Here is a 26,409-nt window from a genome sequence, read left to right on the forward strand (position 1 = left end):
CCCTGGATCGCTTCGCTCCGCTCGCGAAGACGGCGCGGGCCAACCGAACCCACACGCGCTTGGTATCAGCCGCCCCTCAGCTCACCTCCACCTGCACCACCCCGGGCACGGTCCGGAGCTGGCCGGCGAGCGCCGGGCTCGCCTGGAACTTGCCCGGCAGCCGGATCTCCACCTCGCGCTCGCCGCCGTCGAGCTTGAGGATCAGCGAGACCTCGCTCTCGCCCCGCATCGACAGGCGCTGCTGCACGGGCGCGACGCCGCGCGGGTCGCTCAGATGGATGCGGATGCCCTTCTGGTGGCGGGCGACCGCTTGGTCGAGGGGTTCCGCGGTGAGGATGCGGGCGCGCACGTCCTCGCCCTCCAGGTTCGCCTGGAGCTGCAGAACCAGCGGTCGGCCCGGTTCCAGGATGTCGCGGTACTGGCCGAGCCCCTCGGAGAAGATGATCGCCTCGAAATGCGCGGTCCGGTCCGACAGGGTGACGATGCCCATCTTGTTGCCGGTCTTGGTCCGCCGCTCCGCCCGGTCGAGCACCGAGGCCGCCACGCGGCCGACGCTCGACGTCCCGGCCCGCACGGCGCGGCAGAAATCCGTCCAGCTCTGCACCCGCAGCTTGTCCAAGAGGTCGCCGTACTCGTCGAGCGGATGGCCCGAGATGAAGAAGCCGATCGCCGCGTACTCGCGCTTGAGCGTGTCGGCCATCGGCCAGATCTCGTGCGGCGGGATCCGCAGGGACACGTCGTCCGCCACCACGCCGCCGAACATGTCGGTGACGCCGGCCGATTCCGCCTCCGCCGCGCTGGCGGCGAGCTTCATCATCGGCTCCACCGCCGCGAAGGCGCGCGCGCGGTCGGGCTCGATGCAGTCGAGCGCCCCGGCCTGGACGAGGCTCTCCAGGGTGCGCTTGTTGATCATCCGCGGGTTCAGCCGGCGGGCGAGGCAGGCGAGATCCTTGAACGGCCGGTCGCCGCGGGCCTCCACCAGCGCCCGCACCGCCTCGCGGCCGACGCCCTTGATGGCGGCCAGCGCATAGAAGATCTTGCCGTTGCGCACCGCGAAGACCTCGCCGGAGGTGTTGATCGAGGGCGGCTCGACCGTGATCTTCAGGCGCTGCGCGTCCTGGCGGAATTCGGCCAGCTTGTCGGTGTTGTCGATGTCGAGGGTCATGGCGGCCGCCAGGAACTCGACCGGGAAGTTCGCCTTCAGGTAGGCGGTCTGGTAGGTCAGCAGCGCGTAGGCCGCCGCGTGGCTCTTGTTGAAGCCGTAATCGGCGAACTTGGCGAGCAGGTCGAAGATCTCGTTGGCCTTGGCCTTGGTCAGCCCGCGCTCGGTGCAGCCCTTGAGGAACCGGTCGCGCTGCGCGTCCATCTCGGCGCGGATCTTCTTGCCCATGGCGCGCCGGAGCATGTCGGCCTCGCCGAGCGAGTAGCCGGCGAGCACCTTGGCGATCTCCATCACCTGTTCCTGGTAGACGATGATGCCGAAGGTCTCCTTCAGCATCGGCTCCAGCTTCGGATCCGGGTACCAGGACGCCTCGTTGCCGGCGTCGCGGCCGAGCTTGCGCTCGCAGTAGACCGGGATGTTGGCCATCGGGCCCGGCCGGTAGAGCGCCACCAGGGCGATGATGTCCTCCAGCCGGTCGGCCTGCATCTCGCAGAGCGCCTTGCGCATGCCGGCCGATTCCACCTGGAACACGCCGACCGTCTCGCCCCGGCCCATCGGCCCGTAGGTGTTCGGGTCGTCGAGCGGCAGCGAGGCGAGGTCGATGTCGATGCCGCGCTGCTTCAGCAGATCGGTGCAGCACCGCAGCATCGTCAGGGTCTTGAGGCCCAGGAAGTCGAACTTCACCAGCCCCGCCTGCTCGACCCACTTCATGTTGAACTGGGTGACCCGCATGCCGGTCTTCGGGTCCCGGTAGAGCGGGACCAGCTCCTCGAGCGGCCGATCGCCGATCACCACGCCGGCGGCGTGGGTCGAGGCGTGCCGGTGCAGGCCCTCGAGCTTCTTGGAGATGTCGATGAGGCGGCCGACGATCGGCTCCTCCTCCATGGCCTGCTGGAGCTTGGGCTCGCCCTCGATGGCCTGGGCGAGCGTCACCGGGTTGGCGGGGTTCTGCGGCACGAGCTTGGTCAGCTTGTCGACCTGCCCGTAGGGCATCTCCAGGACGCGGCCGACGTCGCGCAGCACGCCGCGGGCGAGCAGCGTGCCGAAGGTGATGATCTGCCCGACCTGCCCCTCGCCGTAGCGCTGCTGCACGTAGCGGATCACCCGCTCCCGGCCCTCGACGCAGAAGTCGATGTCGAAATCCGGCATCGAGACGCGCTCGGGGTTGAGGAAGCGCTCGAACAGCAGGCCGAACCGGAGCGGGTCGAGGTCGGTGATGAGCAGCGACCACGCCACCAGCGAGCCGGCGCCCGAGCCGCGGCCCGGACCGACCGGGATGTCGTGGTCCTTGGCCCACTTGATGAAGTCGGAGACGATCAGGAAGTAGCCCGGGAACTTCATCTTGACGATGACGTCGAGCTCGAACTCGAGGCGCTTGCGGTAATCCTCCTCGGAGAAGCCCGGCGCCGTGCCGTGCTGCTTCAGGCGCAACTCCAGCCCGGCCTCGGCCTGCCGGCGCAGCTCGGTCGGCTCGTCGGCCGAGACCGCCCGCGCGCCCGCGTCGGACGCCTCCGCCAGGGCCTCCGCCAGGGCCTCCGCCATGGGCGGCGTCTCGCCGGCCGCCACGGCGCCGAAATTCGGCAGGATCGGCTTGCGGGTCCGCGCACGGACGGCGCAGCGCATGGCGATCTCGACCGTCGCCTGGAGCGCGTCCGGCAGGTCGCGGAACAGCTCGGCCATCTCGGCCCGGGTCTTGAAGGCGTGGCTCGGTGTCAGGCGGCGGCGGCGCTCGTCCGAGACGAGGCGGCCCTCCGCGATGGCGAGCAGCGCGTCGTGGGCGTCGTAGTCGTCGGGCTTGGCGAAGTAGGGCTCGTTCGTCGCCACGATCCCGAGGCCGTGGCGACCGGCGAGGTCGAGGAGCGCGGTCTCGATCCGCGCCTCCTCGGACTGGCCGTGGCGCTGGATCTCCACGTAGAGCCGGTCCTCGCCGAACGTCTCCTTCAGGCGCTTCAGGCGGTTGAGGGCGAGCTCCGGCCGGCCCGCCCGGAAGGCCGCGTCGAGGGGGCCCGCCATCCCGCCGGTGAGCGCGATCAGCCCCTCGGAGGCGCCCGCGAGCGCTCCGGCATCGAGGCGCGGCGCCTCGCCGAGGGCCGTGTCGAAATAGGCGCGGCTCGCCAGCCGCAGCAGATTGGCGTAGCCGGTCTCGTCCTGGGCGAGGAGCACGATGCCGTGGCTGGTCGGCGCCTGACGCTGGTGCGGGTCCGCGGCCTCGAACGCCACCGAGAGCTGCACGCCGGCGATCGGCTGGACGCCCTCCCCGGCCGCCTTCTCGGAGAATTCCAGCGCGCCGAACAGGTTGTTGGTGTCGGTCAGGGCCAGGGCCGGCTGCCTGTCGGCGACCGCCGCCTTGATCAGGGAGCCGACCTTCAGCGCCCCTTCGAGCAGGGAATAGGACGAGTGGACGTGGAGGTGGACGAATCCGACCTCCTTGAGCTGGCGTGGCATGGCCGACCTTGTTCCGGGGTCGGGCAGCATCCCCGCTCGCCGGCCTCAAGTCGACGTGCGCCGCGCCGCCGGCGGACGATATCCACCGGTCGTGCCCCGGAAGCACCAGTTCGGCCCAGCCCTGTGGACAATCGGCGCCTACGGGGCGATCGCCTGTGCATAACCCGTCCGCGGACGGAACCGGGCAGTCTTCGGAAAAATCCGGCTAACGAACCGGTGCCAAGGCTATCGCCCAGGCGCCCACCGCCGCGAACAGCATCCCGAACGCCATGAACTCGACCATTCCGGTCAGGATCACCCGCTTCAGCATCGACCTGCCTCCTGTGTTCCGGCCCTAGTATGTTCATGTTTTGTTCTATGGAAAGGGTCTGCGGGTCACAGGGCGGCCCCGTTTCTTCGACAGGGTAAAAAGTGTCTTGATGCGGATCGGGCGGGCTGGCATGCCCCCGCCTTCAAGACGAGCTCGTCACCGGCTGGGGAGTTCGAAGGAGCAAGCCATTCCCGAGCACCGGACGGTCGAACGGTTCGACGTCGCCCTCGTGGCCGTCGGCACACACGGCGATGTGCTTCCGTTCATCGCGCTGGGGCACGAGCTCCTGAAGCGCGGCCACGGCGTCTCGCTGGCGGCCCCGGCCCCGTTCGAGGCGATGGCCCGCCGGGCCGGCCTCGCCTTCCAGCCCCTGGGCACGGTCGCCGATTACGAGGCGGTGATCCGCCAGCCGGATCTGTGGCACCCGCAGCAGGGGTTCCGCCCGATGTTCGACTACGCCCTGCGGGTGGCCGAGCCGGCCTGCCTGTGGCTCGGCGCGACCCGCGCCCGGGGGATCGACCTGCGGGTGGTCGCCTCGCCGCTGGGCTGGGGGGCGCGGCTCGCGCAGGACCTCTACGATCTGCCGACCGCGACGCTGCACGTCATGCCGTTCCTGATCGAGAGCCGGTACGATCCGCCGCGCCTGCCGGGCCTGCCGCTGCCGCGCGTCCTGCCGGCCGCCCTGCGAGCCTACGTGAATCTCGGCGTCGACAAGGTGGCGGTCGGCCCGTTCACCCTCCCGCCGCTGAACGCCCTGCGGGCGCGTCTCGGCCTCGATCCGGTCTACCGGCTGCGGCACTGGTGGAACAGCCCGACCGGCATGCTCCTGATGTTCCCCGACTGGTACGCGGAGCCCCAGGCCGACTGGCCGGGCCAGGCGGTGCAGCTCGGCTTCCCGCTGGTCGACCGGTTCGGCGACGTGGCGTCCATGCCGCCGGAGCTGGAAGCGTTCCTCGAGGCGGGCGACCCGCCGATCGTGTTCACCTACGGCTCGGCCATGCGCCAGGGCGCCGGCTTCTTCGACACTGCGGTGCGGCTGTGCCGGCGCATGGGCCGGCGCGGCGTCCTGCTCGCCCCGCAGGGGGGGCAGATCCCGAAGCCGCTGCCGGCCGGGATCATCCACCTGCCCTACGCCCCCCTGAGCGCCCTGCTGCCGCGCAGCGCGGCGCTGGTCCACCACGGCGGCGTCGGCACGGTGGCGCAGGCGCTGGCCGCGGGCGTCCCGCAGCTGGTGGTGCCCGTGGCCTTCGACCATTTCGACGAGGGGCGGCGGCTGAAGGATCGGGATCTCGGCGCCACCCTGAGCCGCCGCGCCTTCCGGCCCGCGCGGGCGGCGCGGGTCCTCGGCCGGCTGCTCGCCGACCCCGCGGTGACGCGGGCCTGCGCGGCGGCCCGGGCGCGGATGGCGGACGGCCGCGACGCCGTCCTCGACGCCTGCGACTACGTCGAGCGGCTGACGGCCGCCGAGTCCGGTCCCGGCCCGTCCCGCGCGTCCTGACCCGCCGGCTGCCCGAACGCGGGGGGGCGCCCCCTCCGACGGAAGCGGCGCCCTTTCGATTACTGCCCGAGCAGCGCGGTGGCCGAACCGACGAACGTCATGAGCAGGCCGCTCACGAAGGCGCCGATCATGACGTAGGAGAGAGCCTTGAGCTTCATCCGTCCTCGCGTCGGCTCAGCAGCGGTAGCCGCCGGAGGTCTGGCCGTACTGCTTCACCGGCCGGGTCTGCTGGTCGGCGTTGCCCTCGGCGGCCGAGCTCAGCGGGCAGCCGACGTAGTTGGGATTGTCGTGGACCCCCAGTCCGAGCGAGCCCGTGGTCTCGACCTCGTAGGGAGCGAGGCCCGTCCAGCGGGCGCCGTTCGCCGCCAGAGCGGACGAGATCGGGGCAACGCCAAGGACAAGTGCGGTGACGGCTGCGGCGATACGGGTCTTCATGGTCAGGCTCCAGAGATAACGCAGTACAGACCGGTTGTTCGGCTCTGTTTTGTCTTGCGTGATCACAAGATAGGGGCCCGGTGTCTTCCGCGACGTGACGCGTCGCACGCGGCGCAACGGATTAAAGAGCGCGTGCACTTGCGGGGCTCGGAGGTCTGCGGTCCGGCTGGCGTCGCGGGCCGGGAGCGATGCGCCCTGTGGTTGATCGAGGCTGCCGGGGCGCGGCGTGCAAGGGGCGCGCCGCCGCGCGTGCCATATCTGCGCCGGCACACGGGAGATCTGCTCAGCGGGTGGCCCGCTCAGTCGAGCTGCGTGATCAGCCCGTCCCGGATGGTGACCCGCCGATCCATGCGGGCGGCCAATTCCAGGTTGTGGGTCGCGACCAGGGCGGCGAGCCCCGAGGCGCGGACCAGGGCCATCAGGATCGAGAAGACGTGGCCCGCCGTCCCGGGATCGAGGTTGCCGGTCGGCTCGTCGGCGAGCAGCAGCCGCGGTCCGTTGGCCACCGCCCGGGCGATGGCGACGCGCTGCTGCTCGCCTCCCGACAGCTCCGCCGGACGGTGCGGCAGGCGCTCCTTGAGGCCGAGGAAGCTCAGGAGTTCCGTGGCGCGGGCCTTCGCCTCCGGGGCCTTCAGGCCGCGGATGAGCTGGGGCATCACCACGTTCTCCAGCGCCGAGAACTCCGGCAGGAGGTGGTGGAACTGGTAGACGAAACCCATCTCCTCGCGCCGCAGGCGCGTGCGCTCGGAATCCGCCATCGCGGCCGTGGGCTGACCGCCGATATAGATCTCGCCCCCGTCCGGCCGCTCCAAGAGGCCGGCGAGGTGCAGCAGGGTCGACTTGCCGGCTCCCGACGGCGCCACCAGCGCGACCAACTCCCCCGGCCAGATCGCGAGGTCGGCCCCGCGCAGGATCTCGAGGGCACCCTCGGCCTGGGCGTAGCGCCGCTCGACGCGGGAGAAGAACAGCGCCGGCACCGGCTGGTCGCCGGCGGTCTGGCTCGAATCGCTCATCGGATGCGGCCCGTCAGCCGTAGCGGAGGGCCTGCACCGGATCGAGCCGGGCGGCGCGCCAAGAGGGATACAGCGTCGCCGCGAGCGACAGCAGCAGGGAGGTGATCACTACGGCGGTGATCTCCTTCGGGTTCATCTGCGCCGGGATCTCGGCGAGGAACCGCACCGTGGGGTCCCAGGCGCCCGGAAACAGCACGTGCTGGATCGGCTTGATGTTGAGGGTGATCAGGATGCCGAGGCCGAGCCCGCTGAGCGTCCCGACGACGCCGATCAGCGCGCCGTTGATCAGGAACACCCGCATGATCGTGCCCGGCGTCGCCCCCATGGTGCGCAGGATCGCGATGTCGCTCGACTTGTCGCGCACCAGCAGGATCAGGCCGGAGACGATGTTGAGGGTCGCCACCACGACGATCAGGCTGAGGATCAGGAACATGACGTTCCGCTCGACCTCCAGGGCCCCGAAGAAGGTCCGGTTGCGCTGGCGCCAGTCGGTGAGCAGGATCGGGCGCTCGGCCGCCATCTCCAGGGGCTCGCGCATGTCGCCGACATGGTCGGGATCGTCGACATAGATCTCGATCATGCTCACGTCGCCGTCCTTGTTGAAGAACGCCTGGGCCTCGACCAGCGGCATGAACACGAAGGTCTGGTCGAACTCGGTCATGCCGACCTCGAACACCGCCTTGACCGTGTAGCTCTTGGTGCGCGGCGCCGTCCCGAAGGGCGTCGACGAGCCCTTGGGCGTGACCAGCGTGATCGTGTCGCCGGCCTGCAGGCCCAGCGTGTCGGCGAGCCGCCGCCCGATCAGCACGCCGGTGCCGTCGTCGAAACCTTCGAGGGTGCCGCCGCGGATCGCCGAGGACACGGCCGCCAGCGCGTCGAGGTCGGCCGCCCGCACGCCGCGGATGATGACGCCGGATCCGCCGTACTGCGACGAGGCGAAGGCCTGGCCCTCGACCAGCGGCACCGCGGCGCGCACGCCCGCCACCTTCGACAGCCGGTCCGACAGGTCGGTCCAGTCGTTGAACGGCCGGTCGATGGGCGTCGCGAACAGGTGGCCGTTGATGCCGACGATCTTCGACAGCAGTTCCGCGCGGAAGCCGTTCATCACTGACAGGACGATGATCAGCGTGGCGACGCCGAGCGCGATGCCGAGCACCGAGAAGAACGCCACCACCGAGACGCCGCCGCCCCGGCGCCGGGCGCGCAGGTAGCGGCCGGCGAGGATCCACTCGAACGGCGCGAAGGGCGCGGTGCCCTGGCGGAACGAGGCCGCGAACGAGGCCGCGAAGGTCCGAACCCGGTCCAGCTTCGCTGAGGCGGCCATCGGCACGCCTCAGACGCGCCGGATGCGTGCCAGCAGATCGACGGTCGCGAGGCTCTCGCGCTCGCCGCCGGCACGCCGCTTCAGCTCGACCTTGCCCTCCGCTAGGCCCTTGGGCCCGACGATCACCTGCCAGGGCAGGCCGATCAGGTCGGCGGTGGCGAACTTCGCGCCGGGGCGCTCGTCGCGGTCGTCGTAGAGCACCGACAGGCCGGCGGTCTCCAGGTCGGACTGGATCTGCGCGCAGGCGGCGTCGGTGGCCGCGTCCCCGACCTTGAGGTTGATCAGGGCGACGTCGAACGGCGCGACCGAGTCCGGCCAGATGATCCCGGCCTCGTCGTGGCTGGCCTCGACGATGGCGGCGACCAGCCGGCTCGGCCCGATGCCGTAGGAGCCCATATGGACCGGCCGCTCGATCCCGTCCGGACCGGCGACCTTGGCGCCCATCGGCTCGGAATACTTGGTGCCGAAGTAGAAGATGTGCCCGACCTCGATGCCGCGGGCCGCCATGCGGTTGTCCTCCGGGACCTCCGCGAAGGCCGCCGGCTCGTGCATCTCCTCGGTGGCCGCGTAGTGCGAGGTCCAGGCATCGACGATGCCCTGGAGGGCGGCGACGTCGTCGAAATCGACGGTCGCCGGCGGGATGTCGAAGTCGAGATAGGCCTTGTCGCAGAAGACCTCGCTCTCGCCGGTCTTCGCCAGGATGATGAACTCGTGGGACAGGTCGCCGCCGATCGGGCCGGTATCGGCGCGCATCGGGATCGCTTTCAGGCCGAGGCCCGCGAAGGTCCGCAGGTACGCCACGAACATCCGGTTGTAGGCGTGGCGCGCGCCGGCCTGGTCGAAATCGAACGAGTAGGCGTCCTTCATCAGGAACTCGCGGGAGCGCATCGTGCCGAAGCGCGGCCGCACCTCGTCGCGGAACTTCCACGAGATCTGGTAGAGGTTCTTGGGCAGGTCCTTGTAGGAGCGCACGCTCGCCCGGAAGATCTCGGTGACCATCTCCTCGGCTGTGGGGCCGTAGAGCATCTCGCGGTCGTGCCGGTCCTTCAGGCGCAGCATCTCCTTGCCGTAGGCGTCGTAGCGGCCGGATTCCCGCCACAGCTCGGCGGACTGCACCGTCGGCATCAGGATCTCGACGGCGCCGGACCGGTCCTGCTCCCGCCGGATCACCGCGCAGACGCGCTCCAGAACCCGCAGGCCCAGCGGCAACCAGGCGTAGATGCCGGCGGCTTCCTGGCGGACTAGGCCGGCGCGCAGCATCAGCCGGTGCGAGACGATCTCGGCTTCCTTGGGCGTCTCGCGCAAGGTCGGCATGAAATAGCGGGAGAGACGCATGTCGTCAGAGTCTTGGAAGAGGATCGGCCGGGAGGAGCCGCGGCGCGCCGGCACACAACACGCCGGAGACGCAAATTACAAGCACTGCGCGACCACGGCGGGGCGTAATCGCGGCGAACCGGAGGCGGCGGCCCGGCCGCGCTGAGGCCGCTGCCTAGGCGGAAAGCGGTATGCCCATTTGCCGGCAAGAAAGCGCAGATTTTTCTCGCAGACCCGGTGACAACACGAATTGTTGTTCCTATAAGCGTCCGGCGATGTTTGCGACGCCCGGAAGAGGTGGCGCAAGGTCCGAGTCTCGGGAGGAAAAGCGACCGCCCCGCAGCCAATGCGAGGGATATTTCAAGGTCGAGCCAGTGAAGCTTGAAAGCAAGGCCTCGGGCCTTGCTTTTTTTATTCTTGGGTCCGGTCGGCGCGGCCGTGTCGGACCACCGGGAGGGCCCGCGCCCATCTGGTTTCCCGGGCCGTGACCCGACGCGGGGCGTCTCCCGGATCGCCGCTCAGAGCCGTCCTAAAGTCCGGTCAGCGGGAACACCGCCAGGGCGATCAGGAAGGCGGCGCCCGCGACCAGCGTCGTCCAGATCGCCTTCTCGCGCAGTCGCGGCGCTGCCGGCGCGCCGGGATCCTGGCCCGGAACCACGTGGCTGGGCCGCGTCTCCGGCTGGTTGCGCAGGGGCAGGACCGCGAAGAGCAGCGTCCACCAGACCACGAAGTAGAGGGCGATCGCCCCGCCCACCGTCAGCTTGAACAGGCTCACCGCCGCCGCCACGAAGGCGGCGATCAGGACGGTGATCGCCGCCAGGGTCACCGGCGTCGAGCGGGCCAGTGCGTTCATCATCCGGCTCACACCTGCTCCAGCTCGACCAGGGTGCCGAGGAAGTCCTTGGGGTGCAGGAACAGGACCGGCTTGCCGTGCGCGCCGATCCGCGGCTCACCGGTGCCGAGCACCCGGGCGCCCTGCGCCTTGAGCTGGTCGCGGGCGGCCAGGATGTCGTCGACCTCGTAGCAGACGTGGTGGATGCCGCCGCCCGGGTTGCGGGCCACGAAGGACTCGATCGGCGAGCCCTCGCCCAGAGGGGACATCAGCTCGATCTTGCTGTTCGGCAGCTCGACGAACACGACGGTGACGCCGTGCTCGGGCTGCGGCAGGGGCGCGGTGATCGTCGCGCCCAGCGTGTCGCGGTAGACCGCGCAGGCGGCGTCGAGATCCTGCACGGCGATGGCCACGTGGTTGAGACGGCCGATCATGATGTTTCCTCCCCGGCATTCTGGCCCCCTGTCCGGGAGCTTCGTTCGTTCGCGGGGAAGGCTCCGCCCGTACGCGCGGACGCGACCGGCCCCCTCTCCCGTGCGGCAGAGGGTTGGGGTGAGGGACGAGCCCTCTCCGGCAGAACCTGTCCCCCTCACCCTGTCCCTCTCCCGTGCGCGAGAGGGAACCCGGGCCCTGTCCGGCAGCCGATCGGATGATCGGCTGCTTCGGCTCCGTCTAGATTACAGCCAACCGCTATCGGCAGCCAGCTTCACACCTCCACCACCTGCACGTGGCAGGCCGGCTTCTTGCCCCACACCTCGTTGACCGCGGTGCGCACCGCCCGGTCGACCGTCTTCTCGACGCTCTCCGAGTCCTTGAGCTTGCCCCGCGACATCCCCGACAGGGTGCGGGAGACCGCGTCCACCACGGTCTCGATCAGCGGCTCGCCGGACCGGCCGCGGTTCGGCAGGCCGATGATGTCCACCGCCGGCTCGCCGAGCACGACGCCGTCCTCGTCGATAGCGATCGCCACCGAGACCAGGCCGGCCTGCATCAGCTTGCGCCGCTCCGGGATCGCCCGGTCCTTCTCGTCGATCAGGACGTCGCCGTCCTTGAACAGGCGGCCGGCCTTCACGTGGTCGATCACCTCGGGCTTGCCGGGGCTCAGACGGATCAGGCTGCCGTTGCGGGCCTTGACCACGTTCTGCACGCCCTGCGCCCGCGCGAAGCGGGCGTGCTCGTCGAGGTGCAGGGCCTCGCCGTGGACCGGGATCGCGGTGCCCGGGCGGGTCCACCGGTACATCTCGACCATCTCGTCCCGGCGCGGGTGGCCGGAGACGTGGACGAGGTCGGTGCGGTCGGTGATCACCTCGACGCCCTGCTCGATCAGGTCGTTGATGATCGAGCCGACATCGCGCTCGTTGCCCGGGATGGCGCGCGAGGAGAAGATCACCTGGTCACCGGCGGTGAGGCTGATATCCGGGTGGTCGCGGCGGGAGACGCGGGCGAGCGCCGCCCGCGGCTCGCCCTGTGAGCCGGTGAGCAGCGCGACGACGCGCTCCCGCGGCAGGCTCTTCCACGAATCGGAGCGGCGGAACTCGGGCAGGCCGTCGAGGTAGCCGCACTCGCGGGCCACGTCGATCACCCGGTCCATGGCGCGGCCGACCGCGATGACCTCCCGCCCGCAGGCGGCCGCCGCCTCGGCGACCGCGCGGATGCGCGCCACGTTGGACGCGAAGGTCGTCACGGCGACCCGGTGCGGCGCGTCCGCGATCAGCGTCTTCAGCGTCTCGGCGACGGTCTTCTCGCTCGGCGAGAAGCCCTCGCGCACGACGTTGGTCGAGTCGCAGACGATGGCGAGGACGCCCTCGTCCCCGAGCGCCGTGAACGCCTCCGGCGACGTCACCGAGCCGGCCACCGGGGTCGGGTCGATCTTCCAGTCGCCAGTGTGGAGGACGAGGCCCGCCGCGGTGCGGATGGCGATGGCGTTCGATTCCGGGATGGAGTGCGAGACCGGCACGTACTCGAGCTCGAACGGCCCGACGGTCACGCGCCGCCCGGGCTTCACCTCCCGCAGCTCGACCTTCGGGGCGCCGGGCTCGGACAGGCGCCGGGTCTCCAGCAGGTTCTTGGCGAAGCGGGTCGCGTAGACCGGCGCCTTGAGCCGGGGCCACAGCTCCGAGATCGCCCCGATATGGTCCTCGTGCGCGTGGGTGATGAAGATCCCCAGCAGGTCCTTGCGCCGCTCCTCGATGAAGGAGAGGTCGGGGAACATCAGGTCGACGCCCGGCATCTGCTCCTCGCCGGCGAAGCCCATGCCGCAATCGACCATGATCCACTTCCGGCCCTTCTCCGGGCCGAACCCGTAGAGTGCCGCGTTCATCCCGATCTCGCCCACGCCGCCGAGCGGCAGGAAGACCAGCTCCTCCTGTCCCTTAACCATCTGTCGTCGTCCAAACTCAGGCCGCCGTCGCGGCCGATCCGAAATGCACCTCGCCCGCCGTCACGGTATGCCGGTTCCCGTCGGGGGCGAGGATCACGAGCCGCCCCCCCTCGTCGATCGTCTCGAACACGCCCCGCAGGATGTGACCGCCGCTGTGCACCGCGATCTCCGATCCGAGACCCGCGGCCCGCGCGAGCCAGGCCGCGCGCAGGTCAGCGAAATTCCGTCCCCGGTCCCAGGCGCGCGCCCGCGCGGCCACCCGGTCCGAGAGATGTTCCAGTAGCGCCTCGGCGCCGCACGCGTAACCCGCCGCCGCCAGGCTCGCCGCCCCGAAGCCCTCCGGCGCCGCCGCGACGTTCACGCCGAAGCCGATGACCGCGGCGCGCCGCCCGCCCGGGAGCGTCTCCGCCTCCAGGAGCAGGCCGGCGAGCTTCGCCCCGCCGAGCAGCACGTCGTTCGGCCATTTGAGCTGAAAAGATCGGGCCCCGGCGCCGGATCCGGTATCCGGCAGGGTGCCGCAGGCCGCCTCCAGCGCCTCGATCAGGGCGAGGCCGGCCACGAAGCCCAACTCGGCGAGGTGGTCCGGCGCGACCCCGGCGACCGGCCAGAGCACGCTCGCCGCGAGGTTGCCGGGGAGCGAGGACCAGCTGTTGCCCCGCCGACCGCGGCCCGCCTCCTGGCGGTGCGTCACCACCCAGAGCGGGCCTGTCTCGCCGGCGCGCGCGCGCGCCACGGCCTCCGTGTTGGTGGAGCCGAGGGTGTCGTGGACGTGCAGGCGGTGGCCCTCGGCGCGCGCCGAGGGCCCGAGTCGGTAGGTCAAGGCCGTCCTAGAACAGCGACTTCGCGGCCCGGCCGGCGGCGCCGACCAGCGGCCCGGGCAGCAGGAAGAACAGCACCACCACGACGCTCGACAGGGCGAGCACGATGCGCAGGCCCGGGGCCATCGCCTCGTACGGCTCCTTCGGCTCGTCGAAGTACATGATCCGCACGACGCGCAGGTAGTAGTAGGCGCCCACCACGCTGGTCACCACGCCGATCACCGCCAGCGTCACGAGACCCGCCTTGATGGCGGCGGCGAAGACGTAGAACTTCGCGAAGAACCCGGCGAGCGGCGGGATGCCGGCCAGCGAGAACATCATCGCGGCGAGGCAGAAGGCGAGCCACGGATGGGTCCGCGACAGGCCCGACAGGTCCTCGATCTTCTCGAACATCACGTCCCGGCGCCGGAGCGACAGGATGATCGCGAAGGTGCCGAGCGTCATCGCGAGGTAGATGATCATGTAGGTGACGAGCCCGCTGATCCCCTCCTCCGAGCCGGAGGCCAGGCCGATCAGCGCGTAGCCGATATTGCCGATCGACGAGTAGGCCATCAGGCGCTTGATCGAGGTCTGCCCGATCGCCGCGAACGAGCCGAGCGCCATCGACGCGATCGAGACGAAGATGAAGATCTGCTGCCAGATCGCCGTCACGTCCGGCATCGCGCCGATGAACACCCGCACGGTCATCGCCACGGCGGCCATCTTGGGCGCCGAGGCGAAGAAGGCCGTCACCGGGGTCGGCGAGCCCTCGTAGACGTCGGGCGTCCACATGTGGAACGGCACGGCCGCCAGCTTGAAGCACACGCCGGCCGCCAGGAACACGATGCCCAGCACGATGCCGAACCCGGCATTCTCGTTGAGCGCCGAGACGATGCCGGGGAACGAGACGGTGCCGGTGAAGCCGTAGACCAGCGAGGCGCCGTAGAGCAGCATGCCGGAGGAGAGCGCGCCGAGCACGAAGTACTTGAGGCCGGCCTCGGTGGACTTCACGTCGTCGCGGTGGAAGGCGGCGATCACGTAGGCGGCGAGCGACTGCAGCTCCAGGCCCAGGTAGAGCGCGATCAGGTCGTTGGCCGAGACCATGACCATCATGCCGATGGTGCAGAGCACGATCAGGACCGGGAACTCGAACCGGTCGATGCGCTCGCGCTTGAAGAAGTCGTGCGCCAGCAGGATCGTCGCCGCGGATCCGAGCAGCACCAGCGACTTCATCACCTTGGCGAAGGAATCGGACACGAACGCGCCCGACAGGGTCGTGACCCGGCCGTGCACCGGCTGCGAGATCACCACCGACAGGGCGACGAGGAGCAGGGCGAGGGCGCCGATGCTCACGGTCTCGGCGGAGCGGTCGCCGCGCCACGCGCCGTAGAGGATCAGGCCCATGACGCCGACGCCGAGGATCAGCTCGGGCATGAGCGGCGCCAGCGAGGGCAGGACGGAGTGGACGGTTGTCATGGTGTCCGCCTCAGCGCGGGATCGGCAGCGCCGCGGCGGCCGTCTGGGTGTTCGAGAGCGCGGTCTTGATGCTCGCCATCAGCGCGTCGGTCGAGGGCGCGAACACGTCGAGCACGGGGGCCGGGTGAACGCCGTAGTAGATCGTCAGGACGACCAGCGGCGCCAGGATGATCTTCTCGCGGGTGTCGAGATCCAGGATGCCCTGGAGATTCGGCTTCTCCAGCTTCCCGTAGATCACCCGGGCGTAGAGCCACAGGGCGTAGGCCGCCGACAGGATGATGCCGAAGGTCGAGAAGAACGCCACGTTCGGGTTCGCCTTGAAGGCGCCGAGCATGGCCAGGAACTCGCCGACGAAGCCCGAGGTGCCCGGCAGGCCGACATTGGCCATCGTGAACACCATCATGGCCACGGCGTAGAGCGGCATCCGCTTCACGAGGCCGCCATAGGCCGAGATCTCGCGGGTGTGCATCCGGTCGTAGACGACGCCGACGCAGAGGAAGAGCGCCCCCGACACGATGCCGTGGGAGATCATCAGGAACAGCGCGCCCTGGATGCCCTGCTCGTTCAGGGTGAACAGCCCCAGCGTCACGAAGCCCATATGGGCCACCGACGAGTAGGCGATCAGCTTCTTGATGTCGGTCTGCATCATCGCGGTGAGTGACGTGAAGATGATCGCGATCACCGACAGCGCGAACACGAAGGGCGCGAAGTCGTGGCTCGCCACCGGCAGCATCGGCAGCGAGATCCGGATGAAGCCGTAGCCGCCCATCTTCAGGAGGATGCCCGCCAGGATCACCGAGCCGGCGGTGGGCGCCTCCACGTGGGCGTCGGGCAGCCAGGTGTGGACCGGCCACATCGGCATCTTCACCGCGAAGGAGGCGAAGAAGGCGAGCCACAGCCAGGTCTGCATCTGCACCGGGAAGCGGTACTGCAGCAGGGTCGGGATGTCGGTGGTGCCGGCCTGCCAGTACATCGCCATCACGGCGAGCAGCATCAGCACCGAGCCGAGCAGGGTGTAGAGGAAGAACTTGAAGCTGGCGTAGACCCGGCGCGCGCCGCCCCAGATGCCGATGATCAGGAACATCGGGATCAGGCCGGCCTCGAAGAACAGGTAGAACAGCACCAGATCGAGGGCGGCGAAGACGCCGATCATCGTCGTCTCGAGGACGAGGAAGGCGACGAAGTACTCCTTCACCCGGAAGTGGATCGAGTGCCACGAGGCGCCGATGCAGAACGGCATCAGGAACGTGGTCAGCAGGATCAGCGGCATCGAGAAGCCGTCGACGCCGAGCTTGAATCGGATCGTCTCGGTGAGCCACGCGTGGCTCTCCACGAGCTGGAAGCTCGACGAGGCGGTGTCGTAGCGGCTCCACGCCACCAGGGAGAGCAGGAAGGTGACGATCGTGGTGGCGAGCGCGGCCCAGCGGCTGTTGCGCGCGACCGACTCCTCGTCGCCGTTCAGCGTGAGGATGAAGGCCGCGCCGCAGAGCGGCACGATCAGCAGGCCGGAGAGGATGCCGAGGCCGAGCATGTCAGTGTGCACCCTTGGGCAGGCCGGACATCAGGTACCAGCTGATCAGGCCGGCGACGCCGATGAGCATGACGAAGGCGTAGTGGTAGACGTAGCCGGTCTGGAGACGGACCACCCCGCGGGTCACGTCCACGACGCGCGCCGCGATCCCGTTCGGCCCGAGGCCGTCGATGATCCGGCCGTCGCCCTGCTTCCAGAGGAACAGGCCGAAATCCTTGGCCGGGCGGACGAAGATCCGGTCGTAGATCTCGTCGAAGTACCACTTGTTCAGCAGGAACCGGTACAGCGACGGCTGCTGCGCGGCGAGCGCGCCCGGCAGTTCCGGCCGGCGGATGTACATCCAGTAGGCCACGACGAAGCCGAGGATTAGCATGATCAGTGGCGAGTACGAGACCAGCGCCGGGACGTCGTGGATCTCGTGCATGATGTGGTTGTTCGGGCCGTGCGCCAGTGCGTGACCCCAGAATGCCTCCATCCCCTCGCCGATGAAGCGGTTGTGGAAGATGATCCCGGCGAACAGCGCGCCGAAGGCGAGGATCGCCAGCGGGATCGTCATCACCAGCGGGCTCTCGTGGGGCGTGTGGTCGCCGTGGTGGCCGTGCCCGTGGTGGTCGTCGGCGACGAGGTCGCTCTTGTGGGCCGGCTCGATGTCGTGGCCCTTGTCGTCGTGGGCGACGCCCTCGGTGTGCCCGGGCGCGCCGTCGGCCTCGTGGGCCATGGTCGCGTGGGCCGTAGTCGCGTGGGCGACCGCGGGCGCGTGGTGCTGATCGTGGGCGGCGTGGGCGCCCCAGCGGGCCGGGCCCTCGAAGGTCATGAAGAACAGGCGCCAGGAGTAGAACGAGGTGAAGAACGCCGCCACCACGGTGCACAGGAAGGCGAGCGTGTGCCCGGGGCGGGTCGAGGCGTAGGCCGCCTCGATGATCGCGTCCTTCGAGTAGTAGCCGGCCGTGTAGGGGAAGCCGATCAGCGCGAGCGAACCGATCGCCATCATGGCGCTGGTGTAGGGGATGTAGCGGCGCAGGCCGCCCATGTTCCGCATGTCCTGCTCGTGGTGCATCGCGTGGATGACCGAGCCGGCGCCGAGGAACAGCAGCGCCTTGAAGAAGGCGTGGGTGAACAGGTGGAACACGCCGGCCGCGTAGGCGCCGACGCCGAGCGCCACGAACATGTAGCCGAGCTGCGAGCAGGTCGAGTAGGCGATCACCCGCTTGATGTCGTTCTGCACGAGGCCGATCGTGGCCGCGAACAGGGACGTGATGCCGCCGATCACCGTCACGACGATCAGCGCGTTCGGCGCCTCCTCGAAGAGCGGCGACAGGCGGGCGACCATGAACACGCCGGCGGTGACCATCGTGGCGGCATGGATCAGCGCCGAGACCGGGGTCGGGCCCTCCATGGCGTCGGGCAGCCACGTGTGCAGCAGGAACTGCGCCGACTTGCCCATGGCGCCCATGAACAGCAGCAGGCAGGCCAGTGTCAGGGCGTTCCAGTCGTAGCCGAGGAGGTGGAAGCTCAGCGTCTTGATCGCGTCGACCTTGCCGAAGACGGCGTCGAACGCCACCGAGCCGGTCAGCACGAAGACCAGGAAGATGCCGAGCGAGAAGCCGAAATCGCCGACGCGGTTGACGATGAACGCCTTCATGGCGGCGGCGTTGGCCGAGGGCTTCTCGTACCAGAAGCCGATCAGCAGGTACGAGGCGAGGCCCACGCCCTCCCAGCCGAAGAACATCTGGACGAGGTTGTCGGCCGTCACCAGCATCAGCATGGCGAAGGTGAACAGCGACAGGTAGGCGAAGAAGCGCGGCCGGTGCGGATCCTCCTCCATGTAGCCCACGGAGTAGAGGTGCACGAGGGTCGAGACGGTGGTCACGACGACCAGCATCACCCGGGTCAGGGTGTCGACCTTGAAGGCCCAGTCGACCTGGAGGTCGCCGGCCGCGAACCAGGACGCCACCTGCACGCGCTCGGCCGGCCCGCCGTCGATGAACACGCCCCAGGCGATCAGCGCCGTGAAGGCGAGGAAGGACGTGGTGATGTACTCACAGGCCCGCGCCCCGATGTACCGGCCGAACAGGCCGGCGATCAGGAAGCCGATGAGCGGGAAGAAGACGATCGCGTGATACATCGCTCTCTTGCAGTCCGTCCTCCGGGCCGGCCGCGAAGCGGCGGCGTCCGGATGTCACTCGGGGCGCGCGAAGGGGAAGGCCCTAGCCCTTCATCATGCTGACGTCTTCCACCGCGATCGAGCCGCGGTTGCGGAAGAACACCACCAGGATGGCGAGGCCGATCGCCGATTCGGCGGCCGCGACGGTCAGCACGAACAGGGCGAAGACCTGTCCGGTGATGTCGTTCAGCTGCGTCGAGAAGGCGACGAGGTTGATGTTGACCGAGAGCAGGATCAGCTCGACCGACATCAGGATGACGATGATGTTCTTGCGGTTGATGAAGATGCCGAGCACGCCGAGCGTGAACAGGATCGCCGCGACGGTGAGGTAGTGGCTCAGGCCGATCATCGTTCGATTCCTCCGGCTCTCATCAGCGCGCGCATCAGACCTCGACACCTTGGCGCGAGGGGACCTTGCGGGTCTCGACCGCCATGGCCTGGGTGCGGGCGTTCTGGACCGCGATGTTCTGGCGCTTGACGCCCGGCCGGTCGCGCAGCGTCAGCACGATGGCGCCGATCATGGCGACCAGCAGGATCAGGCCGGCGAGCTGGAAGAAGTAGGCGTAGTCCGTGTAGATCACGCGGCCCAGCGCCTGGGCATTGGTGAGGTTCTCGGCCGAGGCGACGTTGCCGAGCGGGGCCTGGACGAGGCCCGGGTCGATGCTCCACGAGCCGACGACCAGCAGGATCTCGACCAAGAAGATCGCGCCGATCAGGGCGCCGATCGGGAGATACTGCTGGAAGCCCTGGCGCAGCTCGGCGAAATCGACGTCGAGCATCATCACCACGAACAGGAACAGCACCGCGACCGCGCCGACGTAGACGACCACGAGGATCATCGCGAGGAACTCGGCGCCCATCAGGACGAACAGTCCGGCGGCGTTCACGAAGGCGAGGATCAGGAACAGCACCGAGGCGACGGGATTGCGCGAGGCGATCACCATGAAGCCCGACGCGACCGTGATGCTCGCGAACAGATAGAAGAAGGCGGCTGCTGCGGTCATGCGCTGATCGGGATCGGCCGCCGGAGCGGCCCCTTCTGCCGTGCGTGGAGACGGTCCGCGGCGGGCGGCCCGTCTATAGAACCCGGTCGACGGGGGCACAACAGCGCCCCCGGCATGGCTCTAGAGCATCCCACCGGAACCGGGAACCGGTGCGACGCTCTAGGGCCTTGTTTTCGCGTCATCTTCTGCCGGGCACCGGCGACCGGTGCCCGGGACGACGGCTCAGCGATACGGCGCGTCCATCGCGATGTTGCGGGCGATCTCGCGCTCCCAGCGGTCACCGTTCAGCAGGAGCTTCTGCTTGTCGTAGAGGAGCTCCTCGCGGGTCTCCACCGAGAACTCGAAGTTCGGCCCTTCCACGATGGCGTCCACCGGGCAGGCCTCCTGGCACATGCCGCAGTAGATGCACTTCACCATGTCGATGTCGTAGCGCGTCGTGCGGCGGGTGCCGTCGTTGCGCCGGGGGCCCGCCTCGATGGTGATCGCCTGCGCCGGGCAGATCGCCTCGCAGAGCTTGCACGCGATGCAGCGCTCCTCGCCGTTCGGGTAGCGGCGCAGCGCGTGCTCGCCCCGGAAGCGCGGACCGCGATGGCCCATCTCGAAGGGGTAGTTGATCGTGGCCTTCGGCTTGAAGAAGTAGCGCATGCCGAGGATCATCCCGGACACGAACTCCTTCAGGAGGAGGCTCTTGGCGACCTGATCGAGCTTCATGCCCGGATCTCCGATGCGAAGGGGGGCTCAGGCGCCCGGCGCGAGGCCGGTCAGCTTGAGCACGAAGGCGACGACGACGACCGAGATCAGGGAGATCGGCAGGAAGACCTTCCAGCCGAGACGCATGAGCTGGTCGTAGCGGTAGCGGGGCACGATGGACTTCACCATCGCGAACAGGAAGAACAGGAAGCTGGCCTTCAGGGTGAACCAGATCACGCCCGGCACCCAGGTGAAGGGCGCGAACGGGATCGGGGACAGCCAGCCGCCCAGGAACAGGATGGTCCCGAGGGCGCACATGCTCATGATGGCGACGTACTCGCCGAGCATGAACAGCAGGTACGGCGTCGAGGAGTACTCGACCATGTAGCCGGCCACGAGCTCCGACTCCGCCTCCGGCAGGTCGAAGGGCGGGCGGTTGGTCTCGGCGAGCGCCGAGACGAAGAACACCACGAACATCGGGAACAGCCACAGCCAGTACCAGCCGAACAGGCCGAGGCTGGTGTCCTGCGCCATCACGATGCGCGAGAGGTTGAGCGAGCCGGCGCAGAGCAGCACGCAGATGATCACGAAGCCGAGCGAGACCTCGTAGGAGATCATCTGGGCCGCGGAGCGGAGGGCGCCGAGGAAGGCGTATTTCGAGTTCGACGCCCATCCGCCCATGATGACGCCGTACACGCCGAGCGACGAGATCGCGAAGATGTAGGTGATGCCGACATTGATGTCGGCGATCGCCCAGCCGTCCGCGAGCGGGATCACCGCCCAGCTCGACAGGGCGAGCATCGCGAAGACCAGCGGCGCCAGCAGGTAGATCGCCTTGTTGGCGCCCGCCGGGATCACCGGCTCCTTGATCACGAACTTGATCAGGTCGGCAAAGGACTGGAACAGGCCGAACGGCCCGACCACGTTCGGGCCGCGGCGGAGCTGCACCGCCGCCCAGATCTTGCGGTCGGCGAGCAGCGCGTAGGCGATGAAGACGAGGAGTGCCGAGAGCAGCACGAAGCTCTTCAGCACGATCAGGAGCACGGTCCCGAGGATTTCGAGCGGCGTCATCGGTCTTGAGCTCCTACTCGGCCGCCGCGAGGGGCTGCGCCTCGGCGGCGCGCTCCCGGGCGAGGCGCGAGCACTCCGCGAGGATCCGCGAGGCGCGGGCGATCGGGTTGGTGAGGTAGAAGTCGGTCACGGGCGACGCGAAGGCCGGACCGGTCGCGGTGCCGCCGAGGCCGGCGAGCCGGTCGACCGCCTCGGTCACGTTGCCCGGCTCGACGGCGCCGACCGCCGCCAGATGCGGGTGGGCGGCGTAGAGCGCGCGGCGCAGCGCGGTCAGCGAGTCGAACGGCAGGCGCTTGCCCAGCACGTCCGAGAGCGCGCGCAGGATCGCCCAGTCCTCGCGGGCGTCGCCCGGCGGGAAGGCGGCGCGGTTGCCCATCTGGACCCGGCCCTCGGTGTTCACCCAGGTCGCCGACTTCTCGCTGTAGGCGGCCCCCGGCAGGATCACGTCGGCGCGGGCGGCGCCGCGGTCGCCGTGGCTGCCCTGGTAGACCACGAAGGCGCCCGGGGCGACGTCGCGCTCGTCGGCGCCGAGGTTGAACAGGACGTCGAGCGCGCCCGGCTCCAGCATCTGCGTGAAGGTCAGGCCGCCCTCCCCCGGCACGAAGCCGAGATCGAGCGCGCCGACCCGGGCCGCGGCCGTGTGCAGCACGCCGAAGCCGTTCCCCTCGGCCGAGACCGCGCCGATCTCCTTCGCGAGGGAGGCGGCAGCGGCCAGGATGCCCGGCGCCGCATTGGCGCCGACGATGACGAGCGGCGCCTTCGCCTCCTTGAGGATCTCGAGGAAGCTGTGCTCGCCGCGGGCGAGCGCCGCGAGTGAGTCGGGGCCGGCGCCGATGTAGTGGCTCGGGTAGGTCAGGTCGACCGGCTCGCCGATCACGCCCACCGCCAGCGGGGCCATGCGCCAGCGCTTGCGGATACGGACGTTCAGCAGCGAGGCCTCGGTGCGCGGGTTGGCGCCGACGATCAGGATCGCGTCCGCCGCCTCGATGCCCGGGATGGTCGGGTTGAAGATGTAGGAGGCGCGGCCGAGCGCCGGGTCGAGGCCGGCATCGGTCTGGCGGCAGTCGAGGTTCGGCGAGCCGAGGCTCCTGACCAGCTCGCGGAGTGCGAAGATCTCCTCGACGCCCGCGAGGTCGCCGACGACCGCGCCGACGCGCTTCGGATCCGTGCCCTTCACCTTCGCGGCGATGGCCTGGAACGCCTCACCCCAGGAGGCGGGCCGCAGCCGGCCGTTCTCGCGCAGGTACGGCCGGTCGAGGCGCTGCATCCGCAGCCCGTCGATGTGGTAGCGGGTCTTGTCGGAGATCCACTCCTCGTTGATCTCCTCGCTGATCCGCGGCTCGATCTGCATGACCTCGCGGCCGCGTGTGTCGATGCGGATCGACGAGCCGACCGCGTCCATCACGTCGACCGACTCGGTCTTGTTCAGCTCCCACGGCCGGACGTTGTAGCTCTGCGGCCGGTGCACGAGGGCGCCCACCGGGCAGAGGTCGGCGACGTTGCCCTGCAGCTCCGAGGCCATCGACTGCTCGAGGTAGCTCGTGATCTCCATGTCCTCGCCGCGGCCGATGGCGCCGAGGTCGGGCACGCCCGCCACCTCGGCGAGGAAGCGCACGCAGCGGGTGCAGTGGATGCAGCGGTTCATCGCGGTCCGCACCAGCGGGCCGATATGCTTCTCCTCGACCGCCCGCTTGTTCTCCGTGTAGCGGGTCGAATCGACCCCGTAGGCCATGGCCTGGTCCTGCAGGTCGCAGTGGCCGCCCTGGTCGCAGATCGGGCAGTCGAGCGGGTGGTTGATGAGGAGGAACTCCATCACCCCCTCGCGGGCCTTCTTGGTGCCCTGCGAGCGCGTCAGCACCTCAGGCGGCTCGCCGTTCGGGCCGGGGCGGCAATCCTTCACCGCGTAGGCGCAGGAGGCCACCGGCTTCGGCGCGCCCTTCAGCTCGACGAGGCACATGCGGCAATTGCCGGCGATCGACAGGCGCTCGTGGAAGCAGAAGCGCGGGATCTCGGCCCCCGCGGCCTCGCAGGCCTGGAGCAGCGTGTAATCGGCGGGGACGTCGACCTCGGTGCCGTCGACGAGGATTTTTGTCATCGGATCGTCTCGTAAACTGGCCCAAACGCGCGAGGCCGGATCCCACCCACGCCCTCATCCTGAGGTGCGAGGCGCAGCCGAGCCTCGAAGGAGATGTCCAGCCCGCCTCGCGATCTCTGGAGGACTCCTTCGAGGCCCGCTGACGCAGGCACCTCAGGATGAGGCTGTGGGTTGGACACCGGCATAGCGCCCTTACTCGGCGGCCATCGGCACAGGCTCGCTGTGCGGGTTGGCGGTGTAGCGGTCGATGCGCTTCTCGATCTCGGGGCGGAAGTGCCGGATCAGGCCCTGGATCGGCCAGGCCGCCGCGTCGCCCAGCGCGCAGATCGTGTGCCCCTCGATCTGCTTGGTGACCTCGAACAGCATGTCGATCTCGCGCTTCTGCGCGCGGCCCTCGGTCATGCGCTGCATGACGCGCCACATCCAGCCGGTGCCCTCGCGGCAGGGCGTGCACTGGCCGCAGGATTCGTGCTTGTAGAAGTACGAGATCCGGGTGATCGCCGCGACGATGTCGGTGGACTTGTCGAGCACGATCACCGCCGCGGTGCCGAGGCCGGAGCCCAGGTTGCGCAGGGTGTCGAAGTCCATCTTGGCGTCGACGATCTGCTCGGCCGGCACCAGCGGCACCGACGAGCCGCCCGGGATCGAGCACAGCAGGTTGTCCCAGCCGCCGCGCATGCCGCCGCAATGGCGGTCGATGAGCTCGCGGAAGGTGATGCCGAGCTCCTCCTCGACGTTGCACGGCTTGTTGACGTGCCCGGAGACGCAGAAGAGCTTGGTGCCGGTGTTGTTCTTGCCGCCGAGGCCGGCGAACCACGCGCCGCCCCGGCGCAGGATCGTGCCGGCGACCGCGATCGACTCGACGTTGTTCACGGTCGTGGGGCAGCCGTAGAGGCCCATATTGGCCGGGAACGGCGGCTTCAGCCGCGGCATGCCCTTCTTGCCCTCGAGGCTCTCGATGAGCGCCGTCTCCTCGCCGCAGATATAGGCGCCGGCGCCGTGGTGGACGTAGATGTCGAACGGGTAGTCGTGGACGTTCGACTGGCCGACGAGGCGGGCCGCGTAGGCCTCGTCCACGGCCTTCTGGAGGGCGTGCTTCTCGGCGACGTACTCACCGCGGATGTAGATGTAGCAGGCATGCGCGTTCATCGCGAAGCAGGCCAGCATGCAGCCCTCGATCAGGAGATGCGGGTCGTGCCGCATGATCTCCCGGTCCTTGCAGGTGCCCGGCTCCGACTCGTCGGCGTTGACCACGAGGTAGTGCGGGCGCCCGTCTGACTTCTTGGGCATGAACGACCATTTGAGGCCGGTGGGGAAGCCCGCGCCGCCGCGGCCGCGCAGGCCCGAGGCCTTCATCTCCTCGATGATCCAGTCGCGGCCCTGCTCCAGCAGGAACTTGGTCCCGTCCCACGCGCCGCGCTTCTTGGCGGCCTCCAGGCCCGGCGAGTGCAGGCCGTAGAGGTTGGTGAAGATGCGATCCTGATCCGACAGCATGTCAGGTCCTCACTGAGCCGGCGCCGACAGGGCCTTGGCCTGCCCCACCCAGTTCTCCCGGTCGATGCGACCCGGGAACGCGAGGTAGGTGCCGACCCAGGCGATCTCGTCGCGGGACCAGGCGGCGATCTGGTCGAAATGGTAGATGCCGAGCCCGTTCAGGCGCTGGCTGTTACCCGGGCCGATGCCCTTGATGCGCGTCAGCTCGTCCGGCTTGCCGGCGCGGGCGGCCTCCAGCCCCGGCGGCCGCTTGCCCACGGCGTCGGCCTTCTGCTCGGGGCTCGCGTCCTTCGGCAGGGCCGCGAGCGCGCCGGCGATGCGCGCCTCCTCGGTCTCGGCCGCCACCTCGCCCTCGCTGGCGCCGGAGGCCTCCGGCTGCTGCGGGACGGCGTCGCGGTTCGGCACCGCCTGGTGGCCCTGCTCGCCGGCGGCGGGCTCGCCCTCGGCGACGCGCTTGGCCGGCGTGTCGAGCACGTCCGCGTCGCCCGGCCGGGCGGCGCCGTGCTTGGCGGTGGAGCGGCCGCGCTCGGCCGCGTCGGCGCGATCCTCGGGCTTCACCGGGCTCTCGCCGTTGGCGGCGCGCTGGGCCGGAGCGTCGCTCACGGGACGCTCGACCGGGCGGCCGGCGTCGGGCCGGGCCGGCTTCGGGTTCTCGGCGGCCTGCTGCGTGCTGGACGCGGCTTCACCGGTCTGGGCGGCCGGTTCCTCCGCCTTGCCGGCCTCCTCGAAGCGCTTGCGCCACGCGCCGACCCGCGAGCCGTCGAACAGCGTCGGGTCGGTGAGGGTGTTCACGGCGTCCCGGGGCTCGGACGAGACGCGCCCGGTCTGCGAGCCGACCTTCACGGGCCGGCCGGCGGCGAGGTCGTCCATCAGCTGGCCGAGGGACTCGGGCGTCAGGTCCTCGTAGTAATCCTGGTTGATCTGCACCATCGGCGCGTTGCAGCAGGCGCCGAGGCACTCGACCTCGAGCCACGAGAAATTGCCGTCGGCCGAGACGTGTCCGGCCGGGCCCAGACGGGCCTGGAGCATCTCCTTGAGGCCCCGCGCGCCGCAGGAATCGCACGGGACCGTGCCGCAGACCTGGATCCAGAAGCGGCCCACGGGCTCGAGGGCGAACATCGTGTAGAAGGTCGCGACCTCCAGCACGCGGATGTTCGGCATGCCGAGCTCGACCGCCACCGCCTCGATGGCCGCCCGCGGCAGCCAGCCGCCGTTCTGCTCCTGCGCCCGCCACAGGAGCGAGATCACCGCCGAGGCCTGGCGGCCTTCGGGGTACTTGGCGATCTGGGTCTTGGCCCACTCGGCATTCTCAGGGGAGAACGCGAAGCTCTCGGGCTGCTCCGAGGCCGGGGCGAGTCTGCGGTTTGCCATCGC

The 26,409-nt window shown here is 69.6% G+C and carries 20 protein-coding genes; 1 reads left to right on the forward strand and 19 read right to left on the reverse strand.

All coding sequences use genetic code 11. The annotated features are described in order from the left end of the window. Window positions 1-76: 76 nt before the first annotated feature. Window positions 77-3,607, reverse strand: a complete 3,531-nt coding sequence (gene dnaE, locus C4T42_RS10225) for a DNA polymerase III subunit alpha (protein WP_103985078.1) — start codon at window positions 3,605-3,607, stop codon at window positions 77-79. Between the two features lie 440 nt (window positions 3,608-4,047). On the opposite strand from dnaE, the gene C4T42_RS10230 reads away from it, so the two are divergent. Next, the gene (locus C4T42_RS10230) at window positions 4,048-5,415 is read left to right on the forward strand and encodes a glycosyltransferase (protein ID WP_234082876.1); all 1,368 of its coding nucleotides are present in this window, start codon (window positions 4,048-4,050) and stop codon (window positions 5,413-5,415) included. A gap of 174 nt (window positions 5,416-5,589) precedes the next feature. Here the strand turns inward: C4T42_RS10230 and C4T42_RS10235 are convergent, their stop codons facing one another. The 18 genes from C4T42_RS10235 to nuoE form a co-directional block, all read right to left on the reverse strand. Next, window positions 5,590-5,850 (reverse strand): hypothetical protein, encoded by a 261-nt coding sequence (locus tag C4T42_RS10235; protein ID WP_020092251.1) that lies wholly within the window; start codon window positions 5,848-5,850, stop codon window positions 5,590-5,592. A gap of 299 nt (window positions 5,851-6,149) precedes the next feature. Next, complete coding sequence (locus C4T42_RS10240) at window positions 6,150-6,863, reverse strand: ABC transporter ATP-binding protein (RefSeq protein ID WP_020092250.1); 714 nt, start codon at window positions 6,861-6,863, stop codon at window positions 6,150-6,152. Between the two features lie 13 nt (window positions 6,864-6,876). Then, the gene (locus tag C4T42_RS10245) at window positions 6,877-8,187 is read right to left on the reverse strand and encodes a lipoprotein-releasing ABC transporter permease subunit (protein WP_020092249.1); all 1,311 of its coding nucleotides are present in this window, start codon (window positions 8,185-8,187) and stop codon (window positions 6,877-6,879) included. A 9-nt stretch (window positions 8,188-8,196) separates the two neighbouring features. Further along, window positions 8,197-9,522, reverse strand: coding sequence for a proline--tRNA ligase (gene proS / locus C4T42_RS10250; RefSeq protein ID WP_020092248.1), 1,326 nt, complete (start codon window positions 9,520-9,522; stop codon window positions 8,197-8,199). 508 nt (window positions 9,523-10,030) lie between these two features. Then, entirely contained in the window at window positions 10,031-10,357 is a 327-nt protein-coding gene (locus C4T42_RS10255; protein ID WP_020092247.1) for a DUF1467 family protein, read from the reverse strand. A 5-nt stretch (window positions 10,358-10,362) separates the two neighbouring features. After that, window positions 10,363-10,767 (reverse strand): methylmalonyl-CoA epimerase, encoded by a 405-nt coding sequence (gene mce / locus C4T42_RS10260; RefSeq protein WP_020092246.1) that lies wholly within the window; start codon window positions 10,765-10,767, stop codon window positions 10,363-10,365. Window positions 10,768-11,039: 272 nt separating this feature from the next. Beyond that, window positions 11,040-12,713, reverse strand: coding sequence for a ribonuclease J (locus C4T42_RS10265; RefSeq protein ID WP_012319023.1), 1,674 nt, complete (start codon window positions 12,711-12,713; stop codon window positions 11,040-11,042). A 16-nt stretch (window positions 12,714-12,729) separates the two neighbouring features. Next, complete coding sequence (locus C4T42_RS10270) at window positions 12,730-13,533, reverse strand: biotin--[acetyl-CoA-carboxylase] ligase (RefSeq protein WP_020092245.1); 804 nt, start codon at window positions 13,531-13,533, stop codon at window positions 12,730-12,732. Window positions 13,534-13,540: 7 nt separating this feature from the next. After that, complete coding sequence (gene nuoN, locus C4T42_RS10275) at window positions 13,541-14,986, reverse strand: NADH-quinone oxidoreductase subunit NuoN (protein ID WP_020092244.1); 1,446 nt, start codon at window positions 14,984-14,986, stop codon at window positions 13,541-13,543. Between the two features lie 10 nt (window positions 14,987-14,996). Then, window positions 14,997-16,517 (reverse strand): NADH-quinone oxidoreductase subunit M, encoded by a 1,521-nt coding sequence (locus tag C4T42_RS10280; RefSeq protein ID WP_020092243.1) that lies wholly within the window; start codon window positions 16,515-16,517, stop codon window positions 14,997-14,999. Between the two features lies 1 nt (window position 16,518). Further along, a complete protein-coding gene (gene nuoL, locus C4T42_RS10285; RefSeq protein ID WP_020092242.1) occupies window positions 16,519-18,642 on the reverse strand; it encodes an NADH-quinone oxidoreductase subunit L in 2,124 nt (707 codons plus the stop codon). 82 nt (window positions 18,643-18,724) lie between these two features. Beyond that, entirely contained in the window at window positions 18,725-19,030 is a 306-nt protein-coding gene (nuoK, locus tag C4T42_RS10290) for an NADH-quinone oxidoreductase subunit NuoK (RefSeq protein WP_010686008.1), read from the reverse strand. 34 nt (window positions 19,031-19,064) lie between these two features. After that, window positions 19,065-19,685 carry an NADH-quinone oxidoreductase subunit J gene (locus C4T42_RS10295; protein WP_020092241.1) on the reverse strand — a complete coding sequence of 207 codons (621 nt, stop codon included), beginning with the start codon at window positions 19,683-19,685 and terminating at the stop codon, window positions 19,065-19,067. A gap of 222 nt (window positions 19,686-19,907) precedes the next feature. After that, on the reverse strand, window positions 19,908-20,396 hold the full coding sequence (gene nuoI / locus C4T42_RS10300; RefSeq protein ID WP_007560744.1) for an NADH-quinone oxidoreductase subunit NuoI: 489 nt from the start codon (window positions 20,394-20,396) through the stop codon (window positions 19,908-19,910). Between the two features lie 27 nt (window positions 20,397-20,423). After that, window positions 20,424-21,446 carry an NADH-quinone oxidoreductase subunit NuoH gene (nuoH, locus tag C4T42_RS10305; RefSeq protein ID WP_020092240.1) on the reverse strand — a complete coding sequence of 341 codons (1,023 nt, stop codon included), beginning with the start codon at window positions 21,444-21,446 and terminating at the stop codon, window positions 20,424-20,426. Between the two features lie 13 nt (window positions 21,447-21,459). Then, on the reverse strand, window positions 21,460-23,541 hold the full coding sequence (gene nuoG / locus C4T42_RS10310) for an NADH-quinone oxidoreductase subunit NuoG (protein ID WP_020092239.1): 2,082 nt from the start codon (window positions 23,539-23,541) through the stop codon (window positions 21,460-21,462). Between the two features lie 192 nt (window positions 23,542-23,733). Continuing rightward, window positions 23,734-25,035, reverse strand: coding sequence for an NADH-quinone oxidoreductase subunit NuoF (gene nuoF / locus C4T42_RS10315; RefSeq protein ID WP_012319032.1), 1,302 nt, complete (start codon window positions 25,033-25,035; stop codon window positions 23,734-23,736). Window positions 25,036-25,044: 9 nt separating this feature from the next. Next, on the reverse strand, window positions 25,045-26,406 hold the full coding sequence (gene nuoE, locus C4T42_RS10320) for an NADH-quinone oxidoreductase subunit NuoE (RefSeq protein WP_103985079.1): 1,362 nt from the start codon (window positions 26,404-26,406) through the stop codon (window positions 25,045-25,047). Between the last annotated feature and the right edge of the window lie 3 nt (window positions 26,407-26,409).

Source organism: Methylobacterium sp. 190mf (genome assembly GCF_900107945.1).
In the GTDB taxonomy this organism is placed as follows: domain Bacteria; phylum Pseudomonadota; class Alphaproteobacteria; order Rhizobiales; family Beijerinckiaceae; genus Methylobacterium.

What these genes read in the sequence shown, in the direction of transcription:
- C4T42_RS10295 (WP_020092241.1), bottom strand. Translation starts at nt 19,685, where the DNA reads ATGACCGCAGCAGCCGCCTTCTTCTATCTGTTCGCGAGCATCACGGTC.
- C4T42_RS10230 (WP_234082876.1), top strand. Translation starts at nt 4,048, where the DNA reads ATGCCCCCGCCTTCAAGACGAGCTCGTCACCGGCTGGGGAGTTCGAAG.
- nuoL (WP_020092242.1), bottom strand. Translation starts at nt 18,642, where the DNA reads ATGTATCACGCGATCGTCTTCTTCCCGCTCATCGGCTTCCTGATCGCC.
- nuoN (WP_020092244.1), bottom strand. Translation starts at nt 14,986, where the DNA reads ATGACAACCGTCCACTCCGTCCTGCCCTCGCTGGCGCCGCTCATGCCC.
- C4T42_RS10265 (WP_012319023.1), bottom strand. Translation starts at nt 12,713, where the DNA reads ATGGTTAAGGGACAGGAGGAGCTGGTCTTCCTGCCGCTCGGCGGCGTG.
- C4T42_RS10245 (WP_020092249.1), bottom strand. Translation starts at nt 8,187, where the DNA reads ATGGCCGCCTCAGCGAAGCTGGACCGGGTTCGGACCTTCGCGGCCTCG.
- C4T42_RS10255 (WP_020092247.1), bottom strand. Translation starts at nt 10,357, where the DNA reads ATGATGAACGCACTGGCCCGCTCGACGCCGGTGACCCTGGCGGCGATC.
- nuoG (WP_020092239.1), bottom strand. Translation starts at nt 23,541, where the DNA reads ATGACAAAAATCCTCGTCGACGGCACCGAGGTCGACGTCCCCGCCGAT.
- nuoE (WP_103985079.1), bottom strand. Translation starts at nt 26,406, where the DNA reads ATGGCAAACCGCAGACTCGCCCCGGCCTCGGAGCAGCCCGAGAGCTTC.
- C4T42_RS10235 (WP_020092251.1), bottom strand. Translation starts at nt 5,850, where the DNA reads ATGAAGACCCGTATCGCCGCAGCCGTCACCGCACTTGTCCTTGGCGTT.
- nuoH (WP_020092240.1), bottom strand. Translation starts at nt 21,446, where the DNA reads ATGACGCCGCTCGAAATCCTCGGGACCGTGCTCCTGATCGTGCTGAAG.
- proS (WP_020092248.1), bottom strand. Translation starts at nt 9,522, where the DNA reads ATGCGTCTCTCCCGCTATTTCATGCCGACCTTGCGCGAGACGCCCAAG.
- nuoF (WP_012319032.1), bottom strand. Translation starts at nt 25,035, where the DNA reads ATGCTGTCGGATCAGGATCGCATCTTCACCAACCTCTACGGCCTGCAC.
- nuoI (WP_007560744.1), bottom strand. Translation starts at nt 20,396, where the DNA reads ATGAAGCTCGATCAGGTCGCCAAGAGCCTCCTCCTGAAGGAGTTCGTG.
- C4T42_RS10240 (WP_020092250.1), bottom strand. Translation starts at nt 6,863, where the DNA reads ATGAGCGATTCGAGCCAGACCGCCGGCGACCAGCCGGTGCCGGCGCTG.
- dnaE (WP_103985078.1), bottom strand. Translation starts at nt 3,607, where the DNA reads ATGCCACGCCAGCTCAAGGAGGTCGGATTCGTCCACCTCCACGTCCAC.
- C4T42_RS10280 (WP_020092243.1), bottom strand. Translation starts at nt 16,517, where the DNA reads ATGCTCGGCCTCGGCATCCTCTCCGGCCTGCTGATCGTGCCGCTCTGC.
- nuoK (WP_010686008.1), bottom strand. Translation starts at nt 19,030, where the DNA reads ATGATCGGCCTGAGCCACTACCTCACCGTCGCGGCGATCCTGTTCACG.
- mce (WP_020092246.1), bottom strand. Translation starts at nt 10,767, where the DNA reads ATGATCGGCCGTCTCAACCACGTGGCCATCGCCGTGCAGGATCTCGAC.